This is a genomic window from Minwuia sp. (genome assembly GCF_048007105.1).
Classification (GTDB): Bacteria; Pseudomonadota; Alphaproteobacteria; order Minwuiales; family Minwuiaceae; genus Minwuia.
Window position 1 is genome coordinate 2,639,956 of the sequence record NZ_CP180352.1, and the last position, 18,885, is coordinate 2,658,840.

The 18,885-nt window shown below is 64.5% G+C and carries 19 protein-coding genes and 1 pseudogene; 10 read left to right on the top strand and 10 right to left on the bottom strand.

Annotation, left to right across the window (positions count from 1 at the left end):
• Nucleotide 1 precedes the first annotated feature (1 nt).
• The 8 genes and pseudogenes from ACMVY4_RS12745 to ACMVY4_RS12780 form a co-directional block, all read right to left on the bottom strand.
• Nucleotides 2-628, bottom strand: a pseudogene (locus tag ACMVY4_RS12745) (c-type cytochrome); the annotation flags it as partial.
• Complete coding sequence (soxC, locus tag ACMVY4_RS12750; RefSeq protein WP_416896402.1) at nucleotides 609-1,889, bottom strand: sulfite dehydrogenase; 1,281 nt, start codon at nucleotides 1,887-1,889, stop codon at nucleotides 609-611. The gene soxC and the pseudogene ACMVY4_RS12745, both read right to left, overlap by 20 nt.
• 70 nt (nucleotides 1,890-1,959) lie before the next feature.
• Nucleotides 1,960-3,645, bottom strand: coding sequence for a thiosulfohydrolase SoxB (gene soxB, locus ACMVY4_RS12755; RefSeq protein ID WP_416896403.1), 1,686 nt, complete (start codon nucleotides 3,643-3,645; stop codon nucleotides 1,960-1,962).
• A 96-nt stretch (nucleotides 3,646-3,741) separates the two neighbouring features.
• Nucleotides 3,742-4,566 carry a sulfur oxidation c-type cytochrome SoxA gene (gene soxA / locus ACMVY4_RS12760; protein WP_416896404.1) on the bottom strand — a complete coding sequence of 275 codons (825 nt, stop codon included), beginning with the start codon at nucleotides 4,564-4,566 and terminating at the stop codon, nucleotides 3,742-3,744.
• 36 nt (nucleotides 4,567-4,602) lie between these two features.
• The gene (soxZ, locus tag ACMVY4_RS12765; protein ID WP_416896405.1) at nucleotides 4,603-4,929 is read right to left on the bottom strand and encodes a thiosulfate oxidation carrier complex protein SoxZ; all 327 of its coding nucleotides are present in this window, start codon (nucleotides 4,927-4,929) and stop codon (nucleotides 4,603-4,605) included.
• Nucleotides 4,930-4,951: 22 nt separating this feature from the next.
• Complete coding sequence (gene soxY, locus ACMVY4_RS12770; RefSeq protein WP_416896406.1) at nucleotides 4,952-5,401, bottom strand: thiosulfate oxidation carrier protein SoxY; 450 nt, start codon at nucleotides 5,399-5,401, stop codon at nucleotides 4,952-4,954.
• Nucleotides 5,402-5,427: 26 nt separating this feature from the next.
• Nucleotides 5,428-5,901, bottom strand: a complete 474-nt coding sequence (gene soxX, locus ACMVY4_RS12775; protein WP_416900310.1) for a sulfur oxidation c-type cytochrome SoxX — start codon at nucleotides 5,899-5,901, stop codon at nucleotides 5,428-5,430.
• 134 nt (nucleotides 5,902-6,035) lie between these two features.
• Nucleotides 6,036-6,770, bottom strand: coding sequence for a cytochrome c biogenesis CcdA family protein (locus ACMVY4_RS12780; RefSeq protein ID WP_416896407.1), 735 nt, complete (start codon nucleotides 6,768-6,770; stop codon nucleotides 6,036-6,038).
• Between ACMVY4_RS12780 and ACMVY4_RS12785 the strand changes: the two genes are divergently transcribed.
• On the top strand, nucleotides 6,769-7,185 hold the full coding sequence (locus ACMVY4_RS12785) for a hypothetical protein (protein ID WP_416896408.1): 417 nt from the start codon (nucleotides 6,769-6,771) through the stop codon (nucleotides 7,183-7,185). The two genes, ACMVY4_RS12780 and ACMVY4_RS12785, sit on opposite strands and share 2 nt — an antisense overlap.
• A 10-nt stretch (nucleotides 7,186-7,195) precedes the next feature.
• Complete coding sequence (locus tag ACMVY4_RS12790) at nucleotides 7,196-7,522, top strand: ArsR/SmtB family transcription factor (protein ID WP_416896409.1); 327 nt, start codon at nucleotides 7,196-7,198, stop codon at nucleotides 7,520-7,522.
• 30 nt (nucleotides 7,523-7,552) lie between these two features.
• Here the strand turns inward: ACMVY4_RS12790 and ACMVY4_RS12795 are convergent, their stop codons facing one another.
• Nucleotides 7,553-8,131: a VOC family protein gene (locus tag ACMVY4_RS12795; protein WP_416896410.1), complete on the bottom strand. Its 579-nt coding sequence runs from the start codon at nucleotides 8,129-8,131 to the stop codon at nucleotides 7,553-7,555.
• Between the two features lie 418 nt (nucleotides 8,132-8,549).
• Between ACMVY4_RS12795 and ACMVY4_RS12800 the strand changes: the two genes are divergently transcribed.
• The 8 genes from ACMVY4_RS12800 to ACMVY4_RS12835 all read left to right on the top strand — a co-directional run bounded on the left by ACMVY4_RS12800 (nucleotide 8,550) and on the right by ACMVY4_RS12835 (nucleotide 17,937).
• Nucleotides 8,550-9,896: an ABC transporter substrate-binding protein gene (locus tag ACMVY4_RS12800; protein WP_416896411.1), complete on the top strand. Its 1,347-nt coding sequence runs from the start codon at nucleotides 8,550-8,552 to the stop codon at nucleotides 9,894-9,896.
• Nucleotides 9,897-9,981: 85 nt separating this feature from the next.
• The gene (locus tag ACMVY4_RS12805; protein WP_416896412.1) at nucleotides 9,982-10,845 is read left to right on the top strand and encodes an ABC transporter permease; all 864 of its coding nucleotides are present in this window, start codon (nucleotides 9,982-9,984) and stop codon (nucleotides 10,843-10,845) included.
• Nucleotides 10,842-11,672, top strand: a complete 831-nt coding sequence (locus ACMVY4_RS12810) for an ABC transporter permease (protein ID WP_416896413.1) — start codon at nucleotides 10,842-10,844, stop codon at nucleotides 11,670-11,672. Before ACMVY4_RS12805 ends, ACMVY4_RS12810 begins: the two co-directional genes overlap by 4 nt.
• Nucleotides 11,673-11,681: 9 nt before the next feature.
• A complete protein-coding gene (locus ACMVY4_RS12815; RefSeq protein ID WP_416896414.1) occupies nucleotides 11,682-12,785 on the top strand; it encodes an ABC transporter ATP-binding protein in 1,104 nt (367 codons plus the stop codon).
• 16 nt (nucleotides 12,786-12,801) lie between these two features.
• Entirely contained in the window at nucleotides 12,802-13,284 is a 483-nt protein-coding gene (locus ACMVY4_RS12820) for a (2Fe-2S)-binding protein (protein ID WP_416896415.1), read from the top strand.
• Nucleotides 13,281-15,668 (top strand): xanthine dehydrogenase family protein molybdopterin-binding subunit, encoded by a 2,388-nt coding sequence (locus ACMVY4_RS12825; protein WP_416896416.1) that lies wholly within the window; start codon nucleotides 13,281-13,283, stop codon nucleotides 15,666-15,668. The genes ACMVY4_RS12820 and ACMVY4_RS12825 overlap by 4 nt, the downstream gene beginning before the upstream one ends.
• Before the next feature lie 11 nt (nucleotides 15,669-15,679).
• A complete protein-coding gene (locus ACMVY4_RS12830; protein WP_416896417.1) occupies nucleotides 15,680-16,486 on the top strand; it encodes an FAD binding domain-containing protein in 807 nt (268 codons plus the stop codon).
• 11 nt (nucleotides 16,487-16,497) lie between these two features.
• A complete protein-coding gene (locus ACMVY4_RS12835) occupies nucleotides 16,498-17,937 on the top strand; it encodes an amidase (RefSeq protein WP_416896418.1) in 1,440 nt (479 codons plus the stop codon).
• On the opposite strand, the gene ACMVY4_RS12840 is transcribed toward ACMVY4_RS12835, so the two are convergent.
• Nucleotides 17,873-18,832, bottom strand: coding sequence for a LysR substrate-binding domain-containing protein (locus ACMVY4_RS12840; RefSeq protein ID WP_416896419.1), 960 nt, complete (start codon nucleotides 18,830-18,832; stop codon nucleotides 17,873-17,875). The genes ACMVY4_RS12835 and ACMVY4_RS12840 overlap by 65 nt on opposite strands.
• Between the last annotated feature and the right edge of the window lie 53 nt (nucleotides 18,833-18,885).

The window sequence follows — 18,885 nt, forward strand, 5'->3', positions numbered from 1 at the left end:
TGTCGGGGGTCACGTCGAGCACGCGGGCCCGCATGGTGACCTTCACGTCGGTCTTGCAGTTCGACATGCACGGCTCGCCGTCCGAAAGCATCGGCGTGTCGGGGCGCGCGTCCTCGATGAAGCCGTCTTCGTTGGGCAGATGGACCGTGGTGAAGTTCTCCTTCGATAGCACGAACTCGTCATCGACGACGTTGTTCGAATAGAGCAGATAGGCGGTGATGGCGTAGACCTGATCCGGCGTCAGCGACTGCGCATTGCCGAAAGGCATGGCGCGATTGACGTAGTCCCAGACCGTCGAGAGATAGGGCCAGTAGGACCCGATGGTCTTCACCGGGCGGTCCGATTTCAGCGTGTCCATGCCGCCGGCCAGGACCGGCCAGCGGTCCACGCCCTCGGCAAAATCGCCATGGCAGACGGCGCACTGCTCGGCGAACAAGGCTTCGCCTTCCTCGACCGAGCCCTGGCCGCGCGGCAGACCCATGCCGTCCGGACGGACGTCGATGTCCCAGCCGGCGATCTCCTCCGGCGTCGCTGGGCGGCCGAGTTCCGCATCCGCAGCCAGCGCCGGGGCCGCCATGCAGGCCAGCAGGCCCGCGGTCAGAACTGTCCTAAGAAGAAACTTCGACATTTTCCGCCTCCCCGTTGGACCGAACCAGCCAGGTCTGGATGCCGTTGTTGTGGTAGATCGAATTTTCGCCGCGGACGGCGCGGAGCTGGTCCTTGGTCGGCTGGACATATCCGGTGGAATCGATCGCGCGGCTCTGCAGCAGCATCTCCCGCCCGTCCCAGTCGAAATCGATGTAGAAGCGGTGCGCGGACTTGTCGAGACTGGGGCCGTCGAGGCGGGCGGTCTGCCAGTTGGCGCCGCCATCCATCGACACGTCGACGCGCCGGATGGTGCCGCGGCCCGACCAGGCCAGCCCGGTGATGACGTTGCGGCCCTTCGCGGTCAGCGGCGCCTGCGGGCTGGGGTTGGTGATGACCGACTTGCAATCCATCTCCCAGGTGAAGCGCCGCGCCTTGCCGTTCGCCAGAAGGTCGGTGTATTTCGAGGTTTCCTCGCGGTGGTGCCAGGGCATGTCGCCGACCTCGATCCGGCGCAGCCACTTGATCCACATGTTGCCTTCCCAGCCGGGCACGACCAGCCGCAGCGGGTAGCCCTGCTCCGGGCGCAGCGCCTCGCCGTTCATCTTCCAGGCGATCATGCAGTCGTCGAGCCCCTTCTCCATCGGGATCGAGCGGGTCATGGCCGAGGCGTCGGCCCCTTCGGGCAGCAGCCACTTCGCGTTGGGCTTCAACCCGACATGCGCCAGCACGTCCTTCAGCATGACACCGGTGTACATCACGTTGTGGATCATGCCGTGGGTGAACTGGCAGCCATTCAACTGGGCGCCGCGCCACTCCATGCCGGAATTGGCGGCGCATTCCAGGAAGTAGACCCTGTTGGTCCGCGGAAAGCGCTTGATCTCGTCCACGGTGAAGATCAGGTCGCGATCGACCAGGCCGTGTATCATCAGCCGGTGGTCGGCCGGATCAATCTCGGCGATGCCGCCGTGATGGCGCTCGAAGCAGAGGCCGTTCGGCGTGATGATGCCGTCCAGTTCGTGCAACGGGGTGAAGTTGACCGAGGAGACCGGGTCGGCCGTCAGCCACTCGACATTCCGGCGCACCACATGGGCTTCATGTTCGGACGGCATGCCATAGGGCCGCGCATCGACTCCGTCGCCGAGGTATCTGGACCAGTCCGGCACATGCGGGGGCAGGTTTTCGGGGTTCGCCGCCCTGGCGGCCGAGCCGGCAAGCGCGCCGGCGCCCAGCGCCGCTGCGCCGCTGAGAAATCGCCGCCGCGACGGCATGTCCGCCGGCGGTCTGTCGAGATCCCGTGACATTTTCAGACCTCCCTGAATTGATCGCGTTGTTATTCCACAATCATATTTTGTATTTGGAATATGTCCAGCGTCATCCGCCGATCAGACGCACATTGTCATGCGGTTCTGCGGTCACCGTGCCGTGCTGGCGGATGTGATCCGAGACCACATCCCAGACCGGCGGTCCTTCGGTGCCCTCGTTCACGCTGGCCCAGCCGGCGACAGTATATTCGCGGGACGGATCGACCGGGTCGCCGCTCTTCAGCATGGTCATGTTTCCGATCCGGCTGCCGATCTCCTTCAGGGGATCGATGGTGAAGCCCATGCCGCCGACCCGGACCATGTCGCCGCCCTGCTGGTAGTAGGGATCGACGTTGAACAGGTTGTCGGCGACGTCTTCCAGGATCGTCTTCAGCAGTTCGCCGGTCATGCCGGTGCGGTAGGTGGCAGGGTAGGTGATCGAGGTCATGTTGTGGACGTCCTCGACAGTGATGTCCTGACCCGGAATCAGGCTGGCGCCCCAGCGGAAGCCGGGCGAAAGGGCAATCTCGGCGTCCCGCTGTTCCATCAGCGCATTGCAGATCACGTCGTCGAAGGTGCCGTTCAGGTTGCCGCGCCGGTAGAGAACCGAATCCGTCCGGCCCAGCACAGTCTCCAACTCGGCCTTGTAGGGCGCGCGGATGCTCTCGATCAGCGCCGCCATCTCCGGATCCGGCTGAATGACATCGGCGAACACCGGAATGAGCTTGTAGCGGTAGCCCTTCAATTCGCCATCGCGCACATCCAGATCGATCCGCGACAGAAACTTGCCGTGGCTGCCGCTGGCGATAAGCAGCGTGTCGTTGACCTCGACGGCGGCGGGCAAGGCGTCATGCGTGTGACCGGTCAGAACGACGTCGATGCCGTTGACGCGGCTGGCCAGCTTACGGTCGACATCGAACCCGTTGTGACTAAGCAGGACGACCAGATCGGCGCCGTCCGCCCGCGCCGCGTCGACCCGCTCCTGCACCAGCGATTCGCGGATGCCGAAGGACCATTCGGGGATCATGTAGCGGGGATTGGCGACCGGCGTGTAGGGGAAGGCCTGGCCGATCACGGCGATCTTCGCGCCACCGCGCTCATAGGTGGCGGTCGCTTCGAATACCGGCTCCTCCCACTCGGTATCGACCACATTGCCGGCGACGAAATCGAATCCGAGCTGTTCGACCAGTTCCTTCACCCGGTCGGTGCCGTAGGTGAATTCCCAATGGGCGGTCATGGCGTCGGTGCCGAGCGCCTGCATGACCTTGACCATGTCTTCGCCCTGGGTGCGATAGCTGGTCAGCGACCCCTGCCAGGTATCGCCGCCGTCGAAGAACAGTGCGTCCGGACGTTCCGCGCGGACGGACTTGATCAGCGTTGCCAGCCGGTCCATCCCCCCGACGCGGCCATATGATTGCGCCAGCGCTGCGAAATCCTGATCCGTCAGGGCGTAGGCCCTTGCCGTGCCAGGGTCGATACCGTAGCGCTTGAGGAACGCCTCGCCGGTGACATGCGGCGGCAGCCCCTGCACCTCGCCGACACCGATGTTGACGGTCGGTTCGCGGAAATAGAGCGGCACCAGCTGGGCATGGCAGTCGGTGATGTGCAGCAGCGTGACATTGCCCAGCGGGTCGAATCTGAGCAGATCGTCCTGGGTCAGCGCCTGTTGAGCAGCCAGCCGGGACCAGTTGGCGCCGGCGCCCAGCAGCGTGCCGGCAGCGATGCCCATCTGAACGAATTCGCGTCGAGAAATCATGGGTGCCTCATCGGGGAAGAAAAAGGGCCCCGGACCTTTGTGGATCCGGGGCCCACGGCTCCTGTGCCGCGGCGGGGGCCGCGACGGGGGAGGAGACTACTGACGGACCGACGGAGCTTCGACGGGAAGTCCCTGGCCGCGCCAGGCAACGTAGAGCTCGAGAGCGATCAACTCATCGGAGCCCACGGCGAAGCCGTCGGCCCGGATGCTGCCCATGCAGCCCTTGAAGCGGCGGTGGATCGAGCCGAGCTTCTGCCACTTCAGCCGGTAGACCGGGAAGCCGTTGGTGTGACCCTGGCTCAGCATGTCGGCGCGGATGTACTTGCCGTAATTGTCCTCGTGGCAATTGGAGCAGGCCATGTCGAGCTGACCGAAGCGGGTGTAGTAGAGTTCCTTGCCGCGCTCGAACCAGGGCGCTGCCTCACCGTCGGTCTTGACGTTCATCGGCATGCCGCGCGACTGGGCGCCGACATAGGCGGTCATGCCGAGCATCTCGTCGGATTCCCAGGTCCATTCCTGCGCTTCCATGCGCTCGGTCCGGCAGGCGTTGATCTGCTGTTCCAGCGTCACCGGCTTGCCCTTGGCGTCGTTCCACTTCGGATAGGTTGCCCGGACGCCCTTCATGCTGTCGGCAGCGTCGCCGTGGCACTCGGCGCAGGACTTGTTTGCGGCGCCGTCGACCTGGGACCAGAGCTGTTCGGCCTGGTCGACCCAGATGAATCCGGGATTGTCGAAGTCATCGTCCTGCAGGGCCTGGGTTTCCGCATTGCGGAACTGGTAGCCCGAAATGATCTTCGGCAGCGGATGGTCGGCGCTGACCGGCTTCACGCCCTCGAGCTTGTCGGTGTCCATCTCCGCCAGTGCCGGCAGCGAGAATGCTGCGAGCACGGCGATCGCGCCGGCGCTCAGGATCTTCTTCATGTTTCCCTCCCTGTTGGCTTTCGCCGTTCCTTCCGGTCAGCCGACCTTCAGCTTTTCGCTTTTCGTGTAGGTCGAACCGTCATCGTCCACCCAGGTGAAGGTGAACTCGCCCGGACCCGGCACCTTCATGGTGAATTCCAGGAACGGGTTGGCCGAGATCGCCGGGTCGAGATCGACCGCGAAGACCGTCTCGCCGTTGAACTCGGCGGTGAAGCGGTTGATGATCTGGCGCGGGATCAGGTTGCCGTCCTTGCCCTTGCGCAGGCCCGATTCCATCTTGTGCGAGATCAGGGTCTTGATGGTGATGATCTCGCCGACCGCGGCGCTCTTCGGGACCTTCACACGGGGTTTTGCGTCTGCCATTTCTCTGTTCTCCCCTGTTCCGTCAGCCGCCGCAGCCGCCGATGGTGACCTTCACTTCGGCCTTCGACATGTGGAACGTGCCGTCGGACAGTTCCGCGATGGCGATGACGTTCTGGGTCTTGGCCAGCCGCATGCGGGTGTTGGCCTCGGCCGTCCCGCTCATCGGGCTGAAATGCATCGTGGCGACCGCGGAGCGCGGGTTGCCGTCAGCCAGGATCCGGACGCGCTTGACGTAGTTGTCGGCGGTCATGGGGCTGTCGACGCTGATGGTGATCGGGACCGTGTTGCCGTTCTCGGCGATCTCCGGTGCGGTCAGGGTGACGATGTTGTCCTCCACCACATCCGCGCCTCCGGTGAAGGCCTTGATTTCCTCGTCGGCCGTATTGGCCAGAGCGCCGCCCCTGAAGGGCGTCAGCGAGATGAACAGGGCGCCAGCGCCTAGGGCGAGTGCTTCCCGGCGATTGAGTTTCATGTGCCGAAACCTCCGATGTTTCCGGACTATTCCTTGAGGGTGGTGATGTAGGCGACGATGTCCTCGACCTGCTGTGCGGTCAGGATGGTCTCGCCCTTGAAGTCCTTGCCGGTGCGGTTGAAGCCGGACACACGGTAGAAGGCCGGCATGATCGTCTGATCGCCGAACACTTTCTTGGGATTCACGATGATGGCCCGGATCTGGGCGGGCTCCCAGCGGGATCCGGCCCCATCAAGCGGCGGACCGACCTCGCCATGGAACGGTTCGGTCGCCATGTCCGAGTTCATGTGGCAGGCGAGGCAGTTGCCCTGCTTGCGGTCCAGAAACGCTGCGCGGCTGGCCGCCGGATCTCCGGCGCTGTCGGTCAGCATTGCCGGAACCGTCAGATCGTCGGTCAGCTTGACGTCGTCCGGCGCGACCTTGCTCTCGGCCCACGCCGCGCTGGCCAGACCGGCGGCGCCCAGCGCGGCGGCGATGACTAGAATGCGAGCTTTCACGATTGTCCTCCCTGGTGGTGTTTGCGGCCCTGCTACAGGCAGCTTTCACGCTTTTGTTTTGTGAATTGCCCTATGGCTTACGCCACGCAGTGCGACATATCAACACAAATATTGCAATATTTGAATGTGGTGGAGATTCAGCCGACCTGCCCGAGTGCCGGGATCATTTCCTGCAACCAGAACCCGATCGCGTTCATCGATCCGGTCATGATGAGGATGCCGGTGAGGGCGAGCAGGGCGCCCATTGCCTTCTCGACCCGGCCGAGGTGGCGCCGGAAACGGGCGAGAAAGCCGAGAAAGGCCGAGGAGAAGATTGCGGCCAGCAGGAATGGAATGCCGATCCCCGCGGCATAGGCGCCAAGAAGCATTGCGCCCCGGCCGGCAGAATCCTCCGCCCCGGCCATGAACAGGATTCCGGCCAGCACCGGACCGACGCAGGGTGTCCAGCCGAAGGCGAAGGCGAGCCCGACCAGATAGGCGCCGAACCAGCCCGCCGACGTGCCGCTGCTGTGAAAGCGCGCTTCCCGGAACAGGATTCCGATGCGGAGGATGCCCATGAAGTGGAGTCCCATCGCGATCAGGATCCCGCCGGCGACGATTGCCAGGACATCGAAATAGGCTGAGATCGCCTTGCCGACGGTGCTTGCCGTAGCGCCCAGCGCGACAAAGACCGTCGAGAAGCCGAGGATGAAGAGCACAGCCTTCAGGATGATCGCGCGCCGGTCGCCGAATTCGACCTCGCCCGTCAACTGTTCGAAGCTGATCCCCGCGAGGTAGCAGAGGTAGGGCGGCACGAGGGGCAGCACGCAGGGAGACAGAAATGAGAGGAGTCCCGCGACCAGCGCGCCTCCCGTCGTGATGTCGAATCCCATGACGTCGTTTGCCCAAATATTCCAATTACACTATCTATGCGGCATGAAACCATGGTTCGCGTCAATCGCCATCCTTGTTGTGCTGCTTGCGTCCGGGCCGTCGACGGCTGGCGAAAGCCGCACCGAACTGATCATGTTCGAACAGCAGAACTGCAACTGGTGCGAGGAATGGCTGCGGGTCATCGGGCCGATCTATCCGAAGACCACGGAAGGCCGGCGGGCGCCGATACGCCGCGTGGACATTCACGCTCCGATGCCTGATGACCTTGAACATATTGAAAGTTCACGCTTCACGCCCACCTTCGTGCTGATGCACGAGGGGGTGGAAATCGGGCGCATCAGAGGGTATCCGGGCGAGGACTTCTTCTGGGGCCTCCTAGGCCAGATGATGCAGAAGCTGCCGCCGGAGGGTTGAAGGAAGAGCCATGTCGATCATTACAGCACTCGAGCGCGAGGACGATACGGATTCCCTGATGGAGAATGCGCGCCGTGCGGCTTCGTTCCTCAAGGCGATCGGGCACGAGAGCCGGCTGGTCATCCTCTGCACCCTGGCCGAGGGCGAGAAATCCGTCGGTGAGCTGGAGCGGCTTCTGAAGCAGCGTCAGGCGGGCATCTCGCAGCAGCTCGCGCGCCTGAGGGCAGAGGGCCTCGTCCAGGCGAGGCGCGACGGCAAGCAGGTCTACTACTCCCTGTCCAGCAATGAGGCCCGCGCCGTGGTCGGCATCGTCTACCAGATGTTCTGCGCCAAGTAAGTCAGGGCGCCGGCGCCCGGCCTCCGGAAATCAGTCTGACGATTCCCGCTTCCCGGTCTTGATGAACTCCATGAACTCCAGAATGGCGCCGTCTGGGTCGAGGCAGCAGAAGACCTTCTGCCTTGTGCCGCCGAGGTCGATCGTCAGCGGCTCGCTCAGGCATTGGGCGCCGGCCGCCTGTGCGGCGGCGTAGGCGCCATCCGCATCCTTCACCTTGAAGCAGAGGCGCGCCATGCCGGCCTGGCTCATATGAGCCGGCTCTCCCCCGGTGCGGGGCTCCTCCCACTGGATCAGGTCGAGCAGTGTGGCGCGGGGATCTTCGCCGAGGCGCATCAGGATGGCCCGCGAGCGGCTGTCGGGATCGACACCCAGGATGCGTGGCAGCGCCGGGTCCTTGTCGCCCACCCGCCGGGCCTCCGTCGGCACGCCGCCGACGCCGAAATCGTTGACGATCCGGAAGCCGAGCGCGGCGTAGAACCTGGCCGACGCCTCCAGATCGCGGACATTCAGGTTGATGTGAAAGATCTGGAGATTGTTGCGCTCCATCGGCAACGAGGTCATCGGCAGCTCCTCCCGCAGTTCCGTTCCCGCGACCGTAAGTTCTGCCACAAATATATCCAATGATTTGATCTTAAGAATCTGGCGTGCAACCGCGATCCGGCCTCGGCGCTCCGGGCAGGGTTGCCGGCCGCAGCCTTCCTTGCACCGCCGCCGGCGTTCGGTCGGATCGGTGGCTGGATTCCGTGGAATCCGATTTCCCCTGTCGGGCCAAGCACTTGCCGGCCGGATCCGACCCAAGCGTATTGCTGCGCTGCACCAATTTTTCTCACATTGATATCATGCATCGATCAGTTTCGGTGCATTGTGCTCGTAAAATAAACATCATAACTGAAATTTATTTTCAGGATTAGAATTTGCGATTTCTGGCTTTCCAGACCCTCAAATAGGATGAATTTAGGAAACAGATTTTCCGAATACGTCGATCAATGCTCGATATTTTTGAATATCGGGAGCAGGAGGGCTGCAAATGTCGAAGAATTCGAATGAAACTCCCGAGGACAGCAAGGTGACAGGCGCGGCGGAAACGCCGGAGTTTTCGCGCCGCACAATCATCAAGGGCGCGGCCGCGCTGGCCGGCGCTGCGGCGGGTTCCGGCGCAATGACCGGCTTCCCGACCATCTGGGCGCAGGAGATCAAGGACATCGAGTTGCGCCATGTCGGCGTGTCCTATTCGGTAGTGAAGGCGATCGGCGACCAGGCCTCCAAGGACCTGGGTTTCAAGGTGACGATGCAGAACCTCGACACCACGGCCGCCATCAACCGCTTCGTCACTCAGCCGGACACGGTCGATATCGCCGACGTCGAGGGCTGGCAGGCCAAGCTGGCCACCAAGCGCGGCGTGATCCAGGGCATCGAGCGCGCCCGGATCAAGGAATTCGACAACATCCTGCCGATCTTCACCAAGGGCGAGATCGAGGGAAATGTCGTGTCCCGTCAGGGCATCTCGCCCTACGAGGCCATGTATATCGAGGAGAAGGACTCCCGGGACCTGCATGAAGGCGTCACCGACTGGATGACCTTCCTGCCCCAGGTCTACAACGCCGATTCCATCGGCTACCGCCCCGACCTGGTCGAGAAGCCGGTGACCGAGTGGAAAGAGCTGATCGACCCGAAATACAAGGGCAAGGCCGCCATTCTGGACGTCCCGGCCATCGGCATCATGGACGCCGCGCTCTGCTTCGAGAGCGCCGACATGATCAAGTACGGCAACAAGGGCAACATGACCCGCGAGGAGATCGACAAGACGATCGACGCGCTGATCCAGTTGAAGCGTGACGGCCAGTTCCGCGCCACCTGGACCACCTTCGACCAGTCGGTGCAGCTGATGGCCGCCGGCGAGGTGATCATCCAGTCGATGTGGTCGCCGGCCGTCGCCGCGGTCCGCGTGAAGGACATTCCCTGCATCTACGCGCCCGTGAACAAGAAGGGCGACAAGGAAGGCTATCGCGGCTGGTGCAACGGCATGGCGCTGATGAAGCACCTGGACGGCAAGAAGCTGGAAGCCGCCTACGAGTACCTGAACTGGTATCTGTCGGGCTGGCAGGGCGGCTTCGTGGCACGCTACGGCTACTACAGCCCGGTCCCGTCGACGGCCAAGAAGTACCTGACGCCGGAAGAATGGGAGTTCTGGTACGAGGGCAAGCCCGCCTCCGCGCCGATCCCGGATCCGTACGGCGTGCCGATGGAAGAGACCGGCGCCCAGCGCGACGGCGGCTCGTTCCTGGAACGCGTGACCAACATCTCCTGCTGGAACACGCTGATGGACGAGGCCGCGTACATGAACAAGCGCTGGAACGAGTTCAAGGTCGCCTGATCCAGGTGAAGCTTCCCATGACTTCCGCCGCCGTGTCCGGGCTTCTTGAGCCGGCGCGGCGGCGGATCAGCGAAACCGGGCACTCATGACACTTTCACGCAATCTCACCGGCTGGCTCTACGTATCTCCCCTGCTGGTGGTGCTCGTGCCGTTCTTTCTTGCGCCGATCGGTGTCGTCGCCATCGCCAGCTTCTTCGAAAGCGACGGCTTCGGCGGCTTCATCTACGAACTGACCTTCGAGAACTATATCGGTGTGCTGACGTCGGATCTGACGCTCCGGCTCTACCTCTCGGCCTTCAAGTTCGCGGCGCTGACCTGGATATTCACCGCGCTGCTCGGCTTCTGGATCGCCTATTTTCTGGTCTTCCACGTCCGCAGCCAGCTGCTGGCCATCGGACTGTTCCTGATCTGCACCGTGCCCTTCTGGACCTCGACGATCATCCGGATGATCTCCTGGATTCCGCTGCTGGGTAAGGAGGGCCTGATCAATTCCGGTCTGCAGGGCGTCGGTGTCATCGACCAGCCGCTGGAGTTCCTGCTTTTCTCCGATTTCGCGGTGGTGGTCGCCTATGTCCACCAGCTCACGATCTTCATGATCGTGCCCCTGTTCAATTCCATGTCCCGCATCGACCCGCGTCTGATCGAGGCCGCGCGCGACAACGGCGCCACGCGCTGGGACGTCGTGCGGCTGGTCGTGCTGCCACTGACCCGCAGCGGTCTCGCGCTGGGCTCGATCTTCGTGCTCTCCATCGTCATGGGCGACTTCCTGGTGGTACGGGTGATGAGCGGCGGCGGCTCCGCCTCCATCGTCGGCGCGCTCTACGAGGACATCACGGTGCTGCAGTATCCGCCCGCCGCGGCCGCGGCCGTGGTCCTGACCGTGGCCGTCATGGCGGTGATCGTCCTGATCCTGCGCACGGTCGATATCCGCAAGGAGCTCGCCCGATGAAGTCCGGCAAGCGCCCCTGGACCTTCTATGTGCTCGGCGGGCTGTTCGTGCTCTATGTCGCCGCGCTCTACGGGCCGATGATCTGCATCTACATCCTGTCGTTCCAGGACGTGCGTGGCGGTCTCGTCTTCCCCATGAAAGGCTTCTCGCTGCACTGGTTCGATGACCTGTTCAGCCAGGTCCGGACCGGCGACGTGAAGGGCAGCTTCCAGCGCTCCATCATGCTGGCGCTGCTGGTGACCCTGGTGACCGTGATCGTCTCCTTCATGGCCGGCATGGGTTTCCGCCAGCGGTTCCGCGGCGACGGCTTCGTCTTCTATCTGATGATCGGCAGCCTTGTGGCACCCGGCCTCGTTCTGTCCATCGGCACGGGTCTGCTGTTCCAGTTCTCGGGCGTGCCGACCCACTGGGCCACGTCGGGTCTCGGCGCGCAACTCAGCTTCACCCTGCCGTTCGGGGTGCTGGTGATGTTCGCCGTGATGTCGCGCTTCGACCGGTCCTGGGAGGAGGCGGCGCGCGATCTCGGCGCCAGCGCCCGCCAGACCACATGGATGATCGTGGTGCCGATCCTGACGCCCGGTCTCGTGGCGGTCGCCCTGTTCGGCTTCACGCTGTCCTACGACGAATTTGCCCGCACCCTGCAGACCGCCGGGCCGCTCAACACCTTGCCCCTCGAGATCTGGAGCATGACCCTGAACGTCACGTCGCCTTCCCTCTACGCCCTCGGCACGGTCACGACCCTGCTGTCCTTCGCCATCATCGCCGGCAGCCTCTATTCCATCGCCGCCATCCAGAAGCGCCGCGCCCGGCGCGCCACCTTTCGGTAGGGGCGGGGAATGGCGAACGGTGACATCGAACTGGCAGGCCTGGTGAAACGTTTCGACGGCACGGTTGCAGTCGACGGCGTCAATCTGAAGGTCCCCGACGGCGCCTATTGCTGCTTCCTGGGACCGTCCGGCTGCGGCAAGACCACGATCCTGCGCATGATCGCCGGCCATGAGGAGCCGACGGCCGGCGAAATCCTGATCGGGGGCCAGAACGTTGTCGGTCTGCCGGCCACCGAGCGGCGCACGGCGATGATGTTCCAGTCCTATGCGCTGTTTCCGCATCTGAGCGTCCGCGACAATGTCGGTTTCGCGCTTCGTGTCCGCGGGCAGTCGAAGACCCAGCGCAACAAGGCGGCCGACGAGATGCTGGAGAAGGTCCGCCTCTCGGCTCTGGCCGACCGCCTGCCGGGTCAGCTCTCCGGGGGGCAGCAGCAGCGTGTGGCTCTCGCCCGTGCAGCGATCACGGAACCCCGCGTGCTGTTGCTGGACGAACCGCTTTCGGCGCTGGACGAACAGCTCCGTCTGGAAATGCGCACCGAGCTCCGGCACATGCAGCGGGAACTCGGTATCACCTTCATCCACGTCACCCACACGCAGCTGGAGGCCATCGCCCTGGCCGACACGGTCGTGGTCATGGAGCAGGGCAAGATCCGTCAGGCTGGACCCGCCCGAGAGGTGTACGGCTCGCCGCGGGACCGGTACGTCGCCGAGTTCATCGGCGGTCAGAACGTGCTCAGCGGCAAGGTCGAGCGGGTCAACGGGGCTTCCGTCGAGGTGAGGGCGCCTGATCACGGCGGCATCTTCGTGCCGCTGCCGGCGCAGCGGAAGCTGAACGACGGGGAGACCGTCGATCTCGCCGTGCGCCGCGACCACATCCGGCTGCTGCGGCCGGGCGGTGACGGACTGCCGCCGGGCACCAACTCCGTCGGGGCGCGCATTGACGCGGTGGAGTACCAGGGCAGCTTCGTCAAGGTGATGCTGGACGTCGCCCATGTGCCGGGCTTCGTCGTCTATGTCCCTGAAAAGGATTTCTTCGCCGATCCCTTCGAGGTCGGCGACCAGGCGCTCGCGACCTGGCCGGCCGATGTATCGCGCCTGCTGGCTTCGAGCTGACGAAAGGATGGATCGCTTGCAGATCGCTCTCCAAATCAACGGTCGGCCGGTGAAGGCCGAAGCGGAACCGGAACTTCTTCTGGTCGACCTGCTGCGCGAGCGGCTCGGTCTGACCGGCACCCATGTGGGCTGCGACACCAGCCAGTGCGGCGCCTGTGTTGTCCATGTCGACGGCGTTTCCGTGAAGAGCTGCACCATGCTGGCGGTCTCGGCCGACGGCGCCGAGGTGACCACGATCGAAGGTCTAGCGAAAGGCGCCGAACTGCATCCGATGCAGGCGGCGTTCCACGAGAACCACGGGCTTCAGTGCGGCTTCTGCACGCCGGGCATGGTGATGAGCGCGATCGATTTCGCGAACCGCAATGACGCGCCGAGCGAGAAGGACGTCCGTCACTGGCTGGAAGGCAACATCTGCCGCTGCACCGGCTACCAGAACATCGTCGCTTCGGTGCTGGACGGGACGGAACGCATGAATGCGGCGAAGGGGAGCGGAGCATGACAATCCAGACCGGCATTGGCGCCTCGGTACGCCGCAAGGAAGACCTGCGTTTCCTGACCGGGCGCGGCAACTACGTGGCCGACCACAGCCTGCCGCACATGACACGCGGCATGTTCCTGCGTTCGCCGCACGCTCACGCGACCATCGATTCCATCGACATCTCCGGCGCGCTGGCGGTCGAGGGCGTCATCGCCGTCTATACCGGCGAGGACATGCAGGCGGCCGAGGTGGGCGGACTGCCCTGCGCCTGGCCGGTGACCGGCAAGGGCGGTGTTCCGACCATCGAACCGATGCATCCGGTACTGGCCGTCGGCAAGGTCCGTCACGTCGGCGACCCGGTGGCGATCGTCGTGGCCGAGACGCTGGAAGCCGCGACCGCGGGCGCCGAGGCCATCGAGGTCGAATACGGGGTGCTGGAACCAGCAGTCGGCATGCTGGAGGCGCTCGCGCCGGGCGCGCCGGTGGTCCATGACGATGCGCCGGGCAATCTCTGCTTCGACTGGGAAGTCGGCGACGCGGCGGCTGTCGATGCCGCCTTCGAGAAGGCCGCGCATGTCGCCCATCTCAGCCTGGTCAACAACCGTCTGGCAGGTAATCCGATGGAGCCGCGGGCCTGTATCGGCGACTACAACACCGGCACGGGCCAGTTCACCATGTGGACGACCAGCCAGTTCCCCCACATCGTCAAGCTGCTCATGGGCAACTTCGTGCTCGGCATCCCGCAGCACAAGCTGCGCGTGATCTCGCCGGACGTCGGCGGCGGCTTCGGCGTGAAGCAGTTCCACTATGCCGAGGAGGCCGCGGTCACCTACGCCGCGAAGCAGCTCGGACGGCCGGTCAAATGGGTCTGCGAGCGGACCGAGGCCTTCATTTCCGACGCCCATGGCCGGGACCACATTTCGGAAGCCGAACTCGCGCTGGACGAGAAGGGCACCTTCTTGGGCCTTCGGGTCAAGACGATCGCCAACATGGGTGGCTACCTCTCGACCTTCGGCCCGAACATCCCGACCAACCTGTACGGTCTGCTGCTCGCGGGAGTCTACACGACGCCTGCCATCTACTGCGAGGTGAAGGGCGTCTTCACCAATACCCAGCCGGTCGACGCCTATCGCGGCGCCGGGCGGCCGGAGGCGACCTTCCTGCTGGAGCGTCTGGTCGATGTCGCCGCCGATGACATGGGGCTCAGCAAGGTCGATATCCGCCGCCGCAACTTCATCCCCAAGGATGCCTATCCCTATCAGACGCCGGTGATGGTCAACTACGACAGCGGCGACCACGAGGGCTGCCTGGACCAGGCGCTGGCGTCCGCCGACTGGGACGGTTTCGAGGCGCGGAAGGCCGAGTCCGCCCGGAACGGCAAGCTCCGGGGTATCGGTCTCTGCACCTATATCGAGGCCTGCGGGCTGGCGCCGTCGCGCATCGCCGGTGCGCTGGGTGTGCGTGGCGGCCTGTTCGAGAGCGCCACGGTCCGCGTGCATCCGACCGGCGACATCACCGTTCTGATGGGCACGCACAATCACGGCCAGGGCCACGAGACAACCTTCGCCCAGATCGTCTCCGAGCGGTTCGGCCTGCCGACCGACAAGATCGAGATCGTCTTTGGCGATACCGACAAGATCCAGTTCGGTCTCGGCACCTACGGGTCGCGCTCGCTGGCCGTCGGCGGTCCGGCGCTGGTCCGCTCGACCGAGAAGGTGATCGAGAAGGGCAAGAAGATCGCGGCCCACATGCTGGAAGCCGACGCTTCCGATATCGTCTTCGAGAACGCGACCTTCTCGGTGGCGGGCACCGACCGCAAGAAGGATTTCGCCGAGATCGCGCTGGCAGCCCACATGCCGCACGACTATCCGCTGGAGGTGCTGGAGCCCGGTCTGGAGGAGCAGTCCTTCTACGATCCGGTGAACTTCACCTATCCGGGCGGCGCGCACATCGCCGAGGTCGAGATCGACCCCGAGACCGGCATCGTCGATCTGCTCTCCTATGTCGCCGTCGACGACATCGGCACGGTGATCAACCCGATGATCGTCAAGGGGCAGCTGCATGGCGGCATCGTCCAGGGCGTCGGGCAGGCCCTGTTCGAGAACTGCGTATATGACGAGGAGTCCGGCCAGATCCTGTCAGGTTCCTTCATGGACTACTGCATGCCGCGTGCAGATCGGCTGCCGAACATGGTGGTGGAGACGCACTCGACGTTCTGCACCCACAACGGACTTGGCGTGAAGGGCTGCGGCGAGGTCGGAACCATCGGCTCGCCGGCCACCGTCATCAATGCCGTCGTCGATGCGCTTTCGCATCTCGGCGTCACCCATGTGGACATGCCGGCCTCCCCCAGCCGGGTCTGGCGGATCATCAACGAGGCGGCCAGCCGTCAGGCTGCCGAATAGGGAGCGCGCGCATGAAGACCTTCGCCTATCACCGGCCCGGAAGCGTCGCCGAGGCCGTCGCCCTCTTGGGTGGCTCCGAGGACGCCAGGATATTTGCCGGCGGTATGACATTGCTGCCGACCATGAAGCAGCGTCTCGTCGAGCCGTCGGACCTGATCGATCTGACGGCGATCCCGGAATTGACCGGAATCACGGCAGGCGGTGGGACTGTGAAGGTCGGCGCCATGGCGAAACACGGTGCGGTCGCCACTTCCGAAGAGGTCATCGGCGCGATCCCGGCGCTGTCGTCCCTGGCCGCCGGCATCGGCGACCCTCAGGTGCGCAACCGCGGCACGATCGGCGGCTCGATCGCCAACGCAGATCCGGCTGCCGATTACCCTGCGGCTGTCGTCGGTCTGGGCGCTACTGTCACGACCGACCGCCGGGAGATCGCCGGGGATGCCTTCTTCACCGGCCTGTTCGAGACCGCGCTCGAGGACGACGAGGTGATCGTGTCGATCTCCTTCCCGGTGCCCGAGGCGGCTGCCTATCTCAAGATGGCCAATCCGGCCTCGCGCTACGCCATCGTCGGTGTGTTTGTCGCGCGGTTCCCGGATTGCGTGCGCATCGCGGTGACCGGGGCTGCAGCCTCCGCGTTCCGCGCGACGGCGATGGAACAGGCGCTCGATGAGCGTTTCGAGCCGACAGCGCTGGATGGGGTCCGGATCTCTCCGGACGGCTTCAACAGCGATATCCACGCCGACGCCGCCTACCGGGCCAATCTCGTCCGTGTCCTGGCCCGGCGCGCCGTCATGGCCATCCAGACCGCAGCGTCCTGAGGACCGGAGACATGTCAGAGGCTCCAGCCGCCTCGGGAACGGAACTCGCCCGTCTCCCGGCAACAGAACTCGTCGATGGCTATCGCAAAGGACGCTTCTCGCCGACCGAAGTGATCGAGGATGTCATCTCGGCTCTGGAGCAAGTCGACGAGACCTGCAACATCATGGTCACGCCCATGTTCGATCAGGCGCGTCACCAGGCGGCGGAAGCCGAGAAGGCGTGGCGCAGCGGCAAACCGACGGGACCGCTCTGCGGTGTGCCTGTATCGGTCAAGGATCTGATCTATGTCGCTGGCGTCCGCGCCAGCGGCGGTGCGCCGATCATGGCTGATCATGTGCCCGAGGCGGATGGTGCGGCGGTCACCGCGCTGCGCAAGGCCGGCGCCGTGCTGACCTGCAAGACCACGACCTGCGAGTCCGGGTACAAGCTGACAGCCGACAGCCCGGTGACGGGCGTGACCCGCAATCCCTGGTCCACGGACCGGACCAGCGGCGGTTCCAGCGGCGGTGCGACTGCCGGCGTTGCGGCGGGTGCAGGGCCTCTTGCGCTCGGGACCGACGCGGTGGGTTCCATCCGTGTCCCTTCGTCCTTCTGCGGCGTGTTCGGAATCAAGCCGACCTTCGGCCTCGTGCCGCGCCCGCCAGGTTTCTTTCCGCCGTCATGGGGCTCGCTGGCCCATACCGGGCCCATTGGCCGCACGGTTGCCGATACCGCGCTGCTGCTGGAAACGGTCGCAGGCTTCGACAGCCGCGATGCCGTCAGCCTGCCTCTCCAGAGCCGGAAATTCGATGTGACACCCGGGCCGCTGAAAGGCGTCCGGATCGCCTGTTCGCCCGATCTGGGCTACGCCGCGGTCGATCCGGAGGTCCGGACCGCGTTTCTGGCGGCGGCCCGTGTATTCGAGGACCTCGGCGCGACAGTCATGGACGACGATCCGGGCCTGCCTGAAGACATCCTGGAAGGCGTGCTCAAGCCCATCGGCTACACTGAGCAGGCCAGCGCCGTCGGCGACCGGGACCCGGAAATTCTGGCGAAATCGGACGCCGAGTTCCGTGATGTCGTTGCCAGGGGCCGGACATTCAGCGGCACGAACTATGTCGATGCGCTGCATCGCCGGACGCAAGTCCGCGGAAAGTTCCTCGATCTGTTTGGCCGCGTCGATGCCCTGCTGACACCAACTGTGGCCGTGACTGCCTTTGCCGCGGGAACGCTCGGAACAGACACGATCGACGGGAAGCCGGTGGACCGGCATCTCGGCTGGTCGCCTTTCTCATGGCCGATCAATCTTGCCGGTCTGCCAGCCGCGTCGGTGCCGGCCGGCTTCGACCGTGACGGTCTGCCGATCGGGCTTCAGATCGTGGCGCCGTGGATGGACGAAGGCCTGATCATTCGGCTGGCTGCAGCTTTTGAGGCGGCCCGGCCGTGGCGCCATCTGTGGCCGTCCCGTTAGCCGTGACCGTGCTGTCGGTCTGGTCGCCGTCGATTGCGCTCTTGCCGAGATAGCGCGCCAGGTAGTTGTGCAGAGCCGTCGCCGCCGGTGTCGGCGTTCCCGGCGCGTGGTAGAGCAGCAGATCCACCTTCGGCAGCGGCGGGAAATACTCGCGGACGCCGATGCGCCGCATCCCCGGCACGACGGCGCTTTCTGCCAGAATTGTAACCGCCATGCCTGAAAATACGGCAGCCTGAAGTCCGCCGACGCTTTCGCTCACGCAGGCGATCCGCCACTTGCGGCCGATCTGTTCCAGCGCCTCGATGGCGTGATCGCGGTAGATGTTGCCATGCGGCAGCAGCGCCAACGGCACCGGATTGGCCAGATGGGTGTCCTGACCCTCGCCCATGATCCAGACGAGCTGTTCCTGACGCACGAGGACGCCCCCGGTGAAGTCCCGCATCCGTGTCACCAGCGCGATATCGACCTCGCCGCGCTGGACGAGGCTTACCAGCGGTGTGCTCAGTGCGCATCGGAGTTCGACCTGGACCCGCGGGAAGGTCTGCCGGAAGCGCGCCAGGATCGCGGGCAGCAGATAGGCGGAGTAAAGGTCCGGCGTGCCAAGGATCACGTGGCCTTCAATGTCCGGGCTGAGCAGGCGCGAGAGCAGTTCGTCGTGCATCCGCAGAATTGACTTGGCGTAGCCAAGCAGCATCTCGCCGTCGTCGGTCAGCTTCTGCCGACGGCTGTCGGGCTCGAACAGGCTCTTGCCGATCATGTCTTCCAGCCGCTGGAGTTGGAGCGTTATCGCGGGCTGGGTCCGGCCCTGACGACGCGCGGTCTCGGTGATCGAGCCGGTCTCGACAACCGAGATAAACGAGCGGAGCGTGCGGATATCGAGCGAAAAGCTGGCCATGGCAACCGGTCCCGGCGGACACGCCAGTCCGCCTCAGTCATTGTCCTGGCTAA

Bases quoted from the DNA above. Each gene is read 5' to 3' on its own strand.
- ACMVY4_RS12835 (WP_416896418.1), top strand. From the start codon at position 16,498: ATGTCAGAGGCTCCAGCCGCCTCGGGAACGGAACTCGCCCGTCTCCCG.
- soxY (WP_416896406.1), bottom strand. From the start codon at position 5,401: ATGAAACTCAATCGCCGGGAAGCACTCGCCCTAGGCGCTGGCGCCCTG.
- ACMVY4_RS12825 (WP_416896416.1), top strand. From the start codon at position 13,281: ATGACAATCCAGACCGGCATTGGCGCCTCGGTACGCCGCAAGGAAGAC.
- soxC (WP_416896402.1), bottom strand. From the start codon at position 1,889: ATGTCACGGGATCTCGACAGACCGCCGGCGGACATGCCGTCGCGGCGG.
- ACMVY4_RS12840 (WP_416896419.1), bottom strand. From the start codon at position 18,832: ATGGCCAGCTTTTCGCTCGATATCCGCACGCTCCGCTCGTTTATCTCG.
- ACMVY4_RS12800 (WP_416896411.1), top strand. From the start codon at position 8,550: ATGTCGAAGAATTCGAATGAAACTCCCGAGGACAGCAAGGTGACAGGC.
- ACMVY4_RS12780 (WP_416896407.1), bottom strand. From the start codon at position 6,770: ATGGGATTCGACATCACGACGGGAGGCGCGCTGGTCGCGGGACTCCTC.
- ACMVY4_RS12785 (WP_416896408.1), top strand. From the start codon at position 6,769: ATGACGTCGTTTGCCCAAATATTCCAATTACACTATCTATGCGGCATG.
- ACMVY4_RS12790 (WP_416896409.1), top strand. From the start codon at position 7,196: ATGTCGATCATTACAGCACTCGAGCGCGAGGACGATACGGATTCCCTG.
- ACMVY4_RS12830 (WP_416896417.1), top strand. From the start codon at position 15,680: ATGAAGACCTTCGCCTATCACCGGCCCGGAAGCGTCGCCGAGGCCGTC.
- ACMVY4_RS12815 (WP_416896414.1), top strand. From the start codon at position 11,682: ATGGCGAACGGTGACATCGAACTGGCAGGCCTGGTGAAACGTTTCGAC.
- soxB (WP_416896403.1), bottom strand. From the start codon at position 3,645: ATGATTTCTCGACGCGAATTCGTTCAGATGGGCATCGCTGCCGGCACG.
- soxA (WP_416896404.1), bottom strand. From the start codon at position 4,566: ATGAAGAAGATCCTGAGCGCCGGCGCGATCGCCGTGCTCGCAGCATTC.
- ACMVY4_RS12810 (WP_416896413.1), top strand. From the start codon at position 10,842: ATGAAGTCCGGCAAGCGCCCCTGGACCTTCTATGTGCTCGGCGGGCTG.
- ACMVY4_RS12805 (WP_416896412.1), top strand. From the start codon at position 9,982: ATGACACTTTCACGCAATCTCACCGGCTGGCTCTACGTATCTCCCCTG.
- soxZ (WP_416896405.1), bottom strand. From the start codon at position 4,929: ATGGCAGACGCAAAACCCCGTGTGAAGGTCCCGAAGAGCGCCGCGGTC.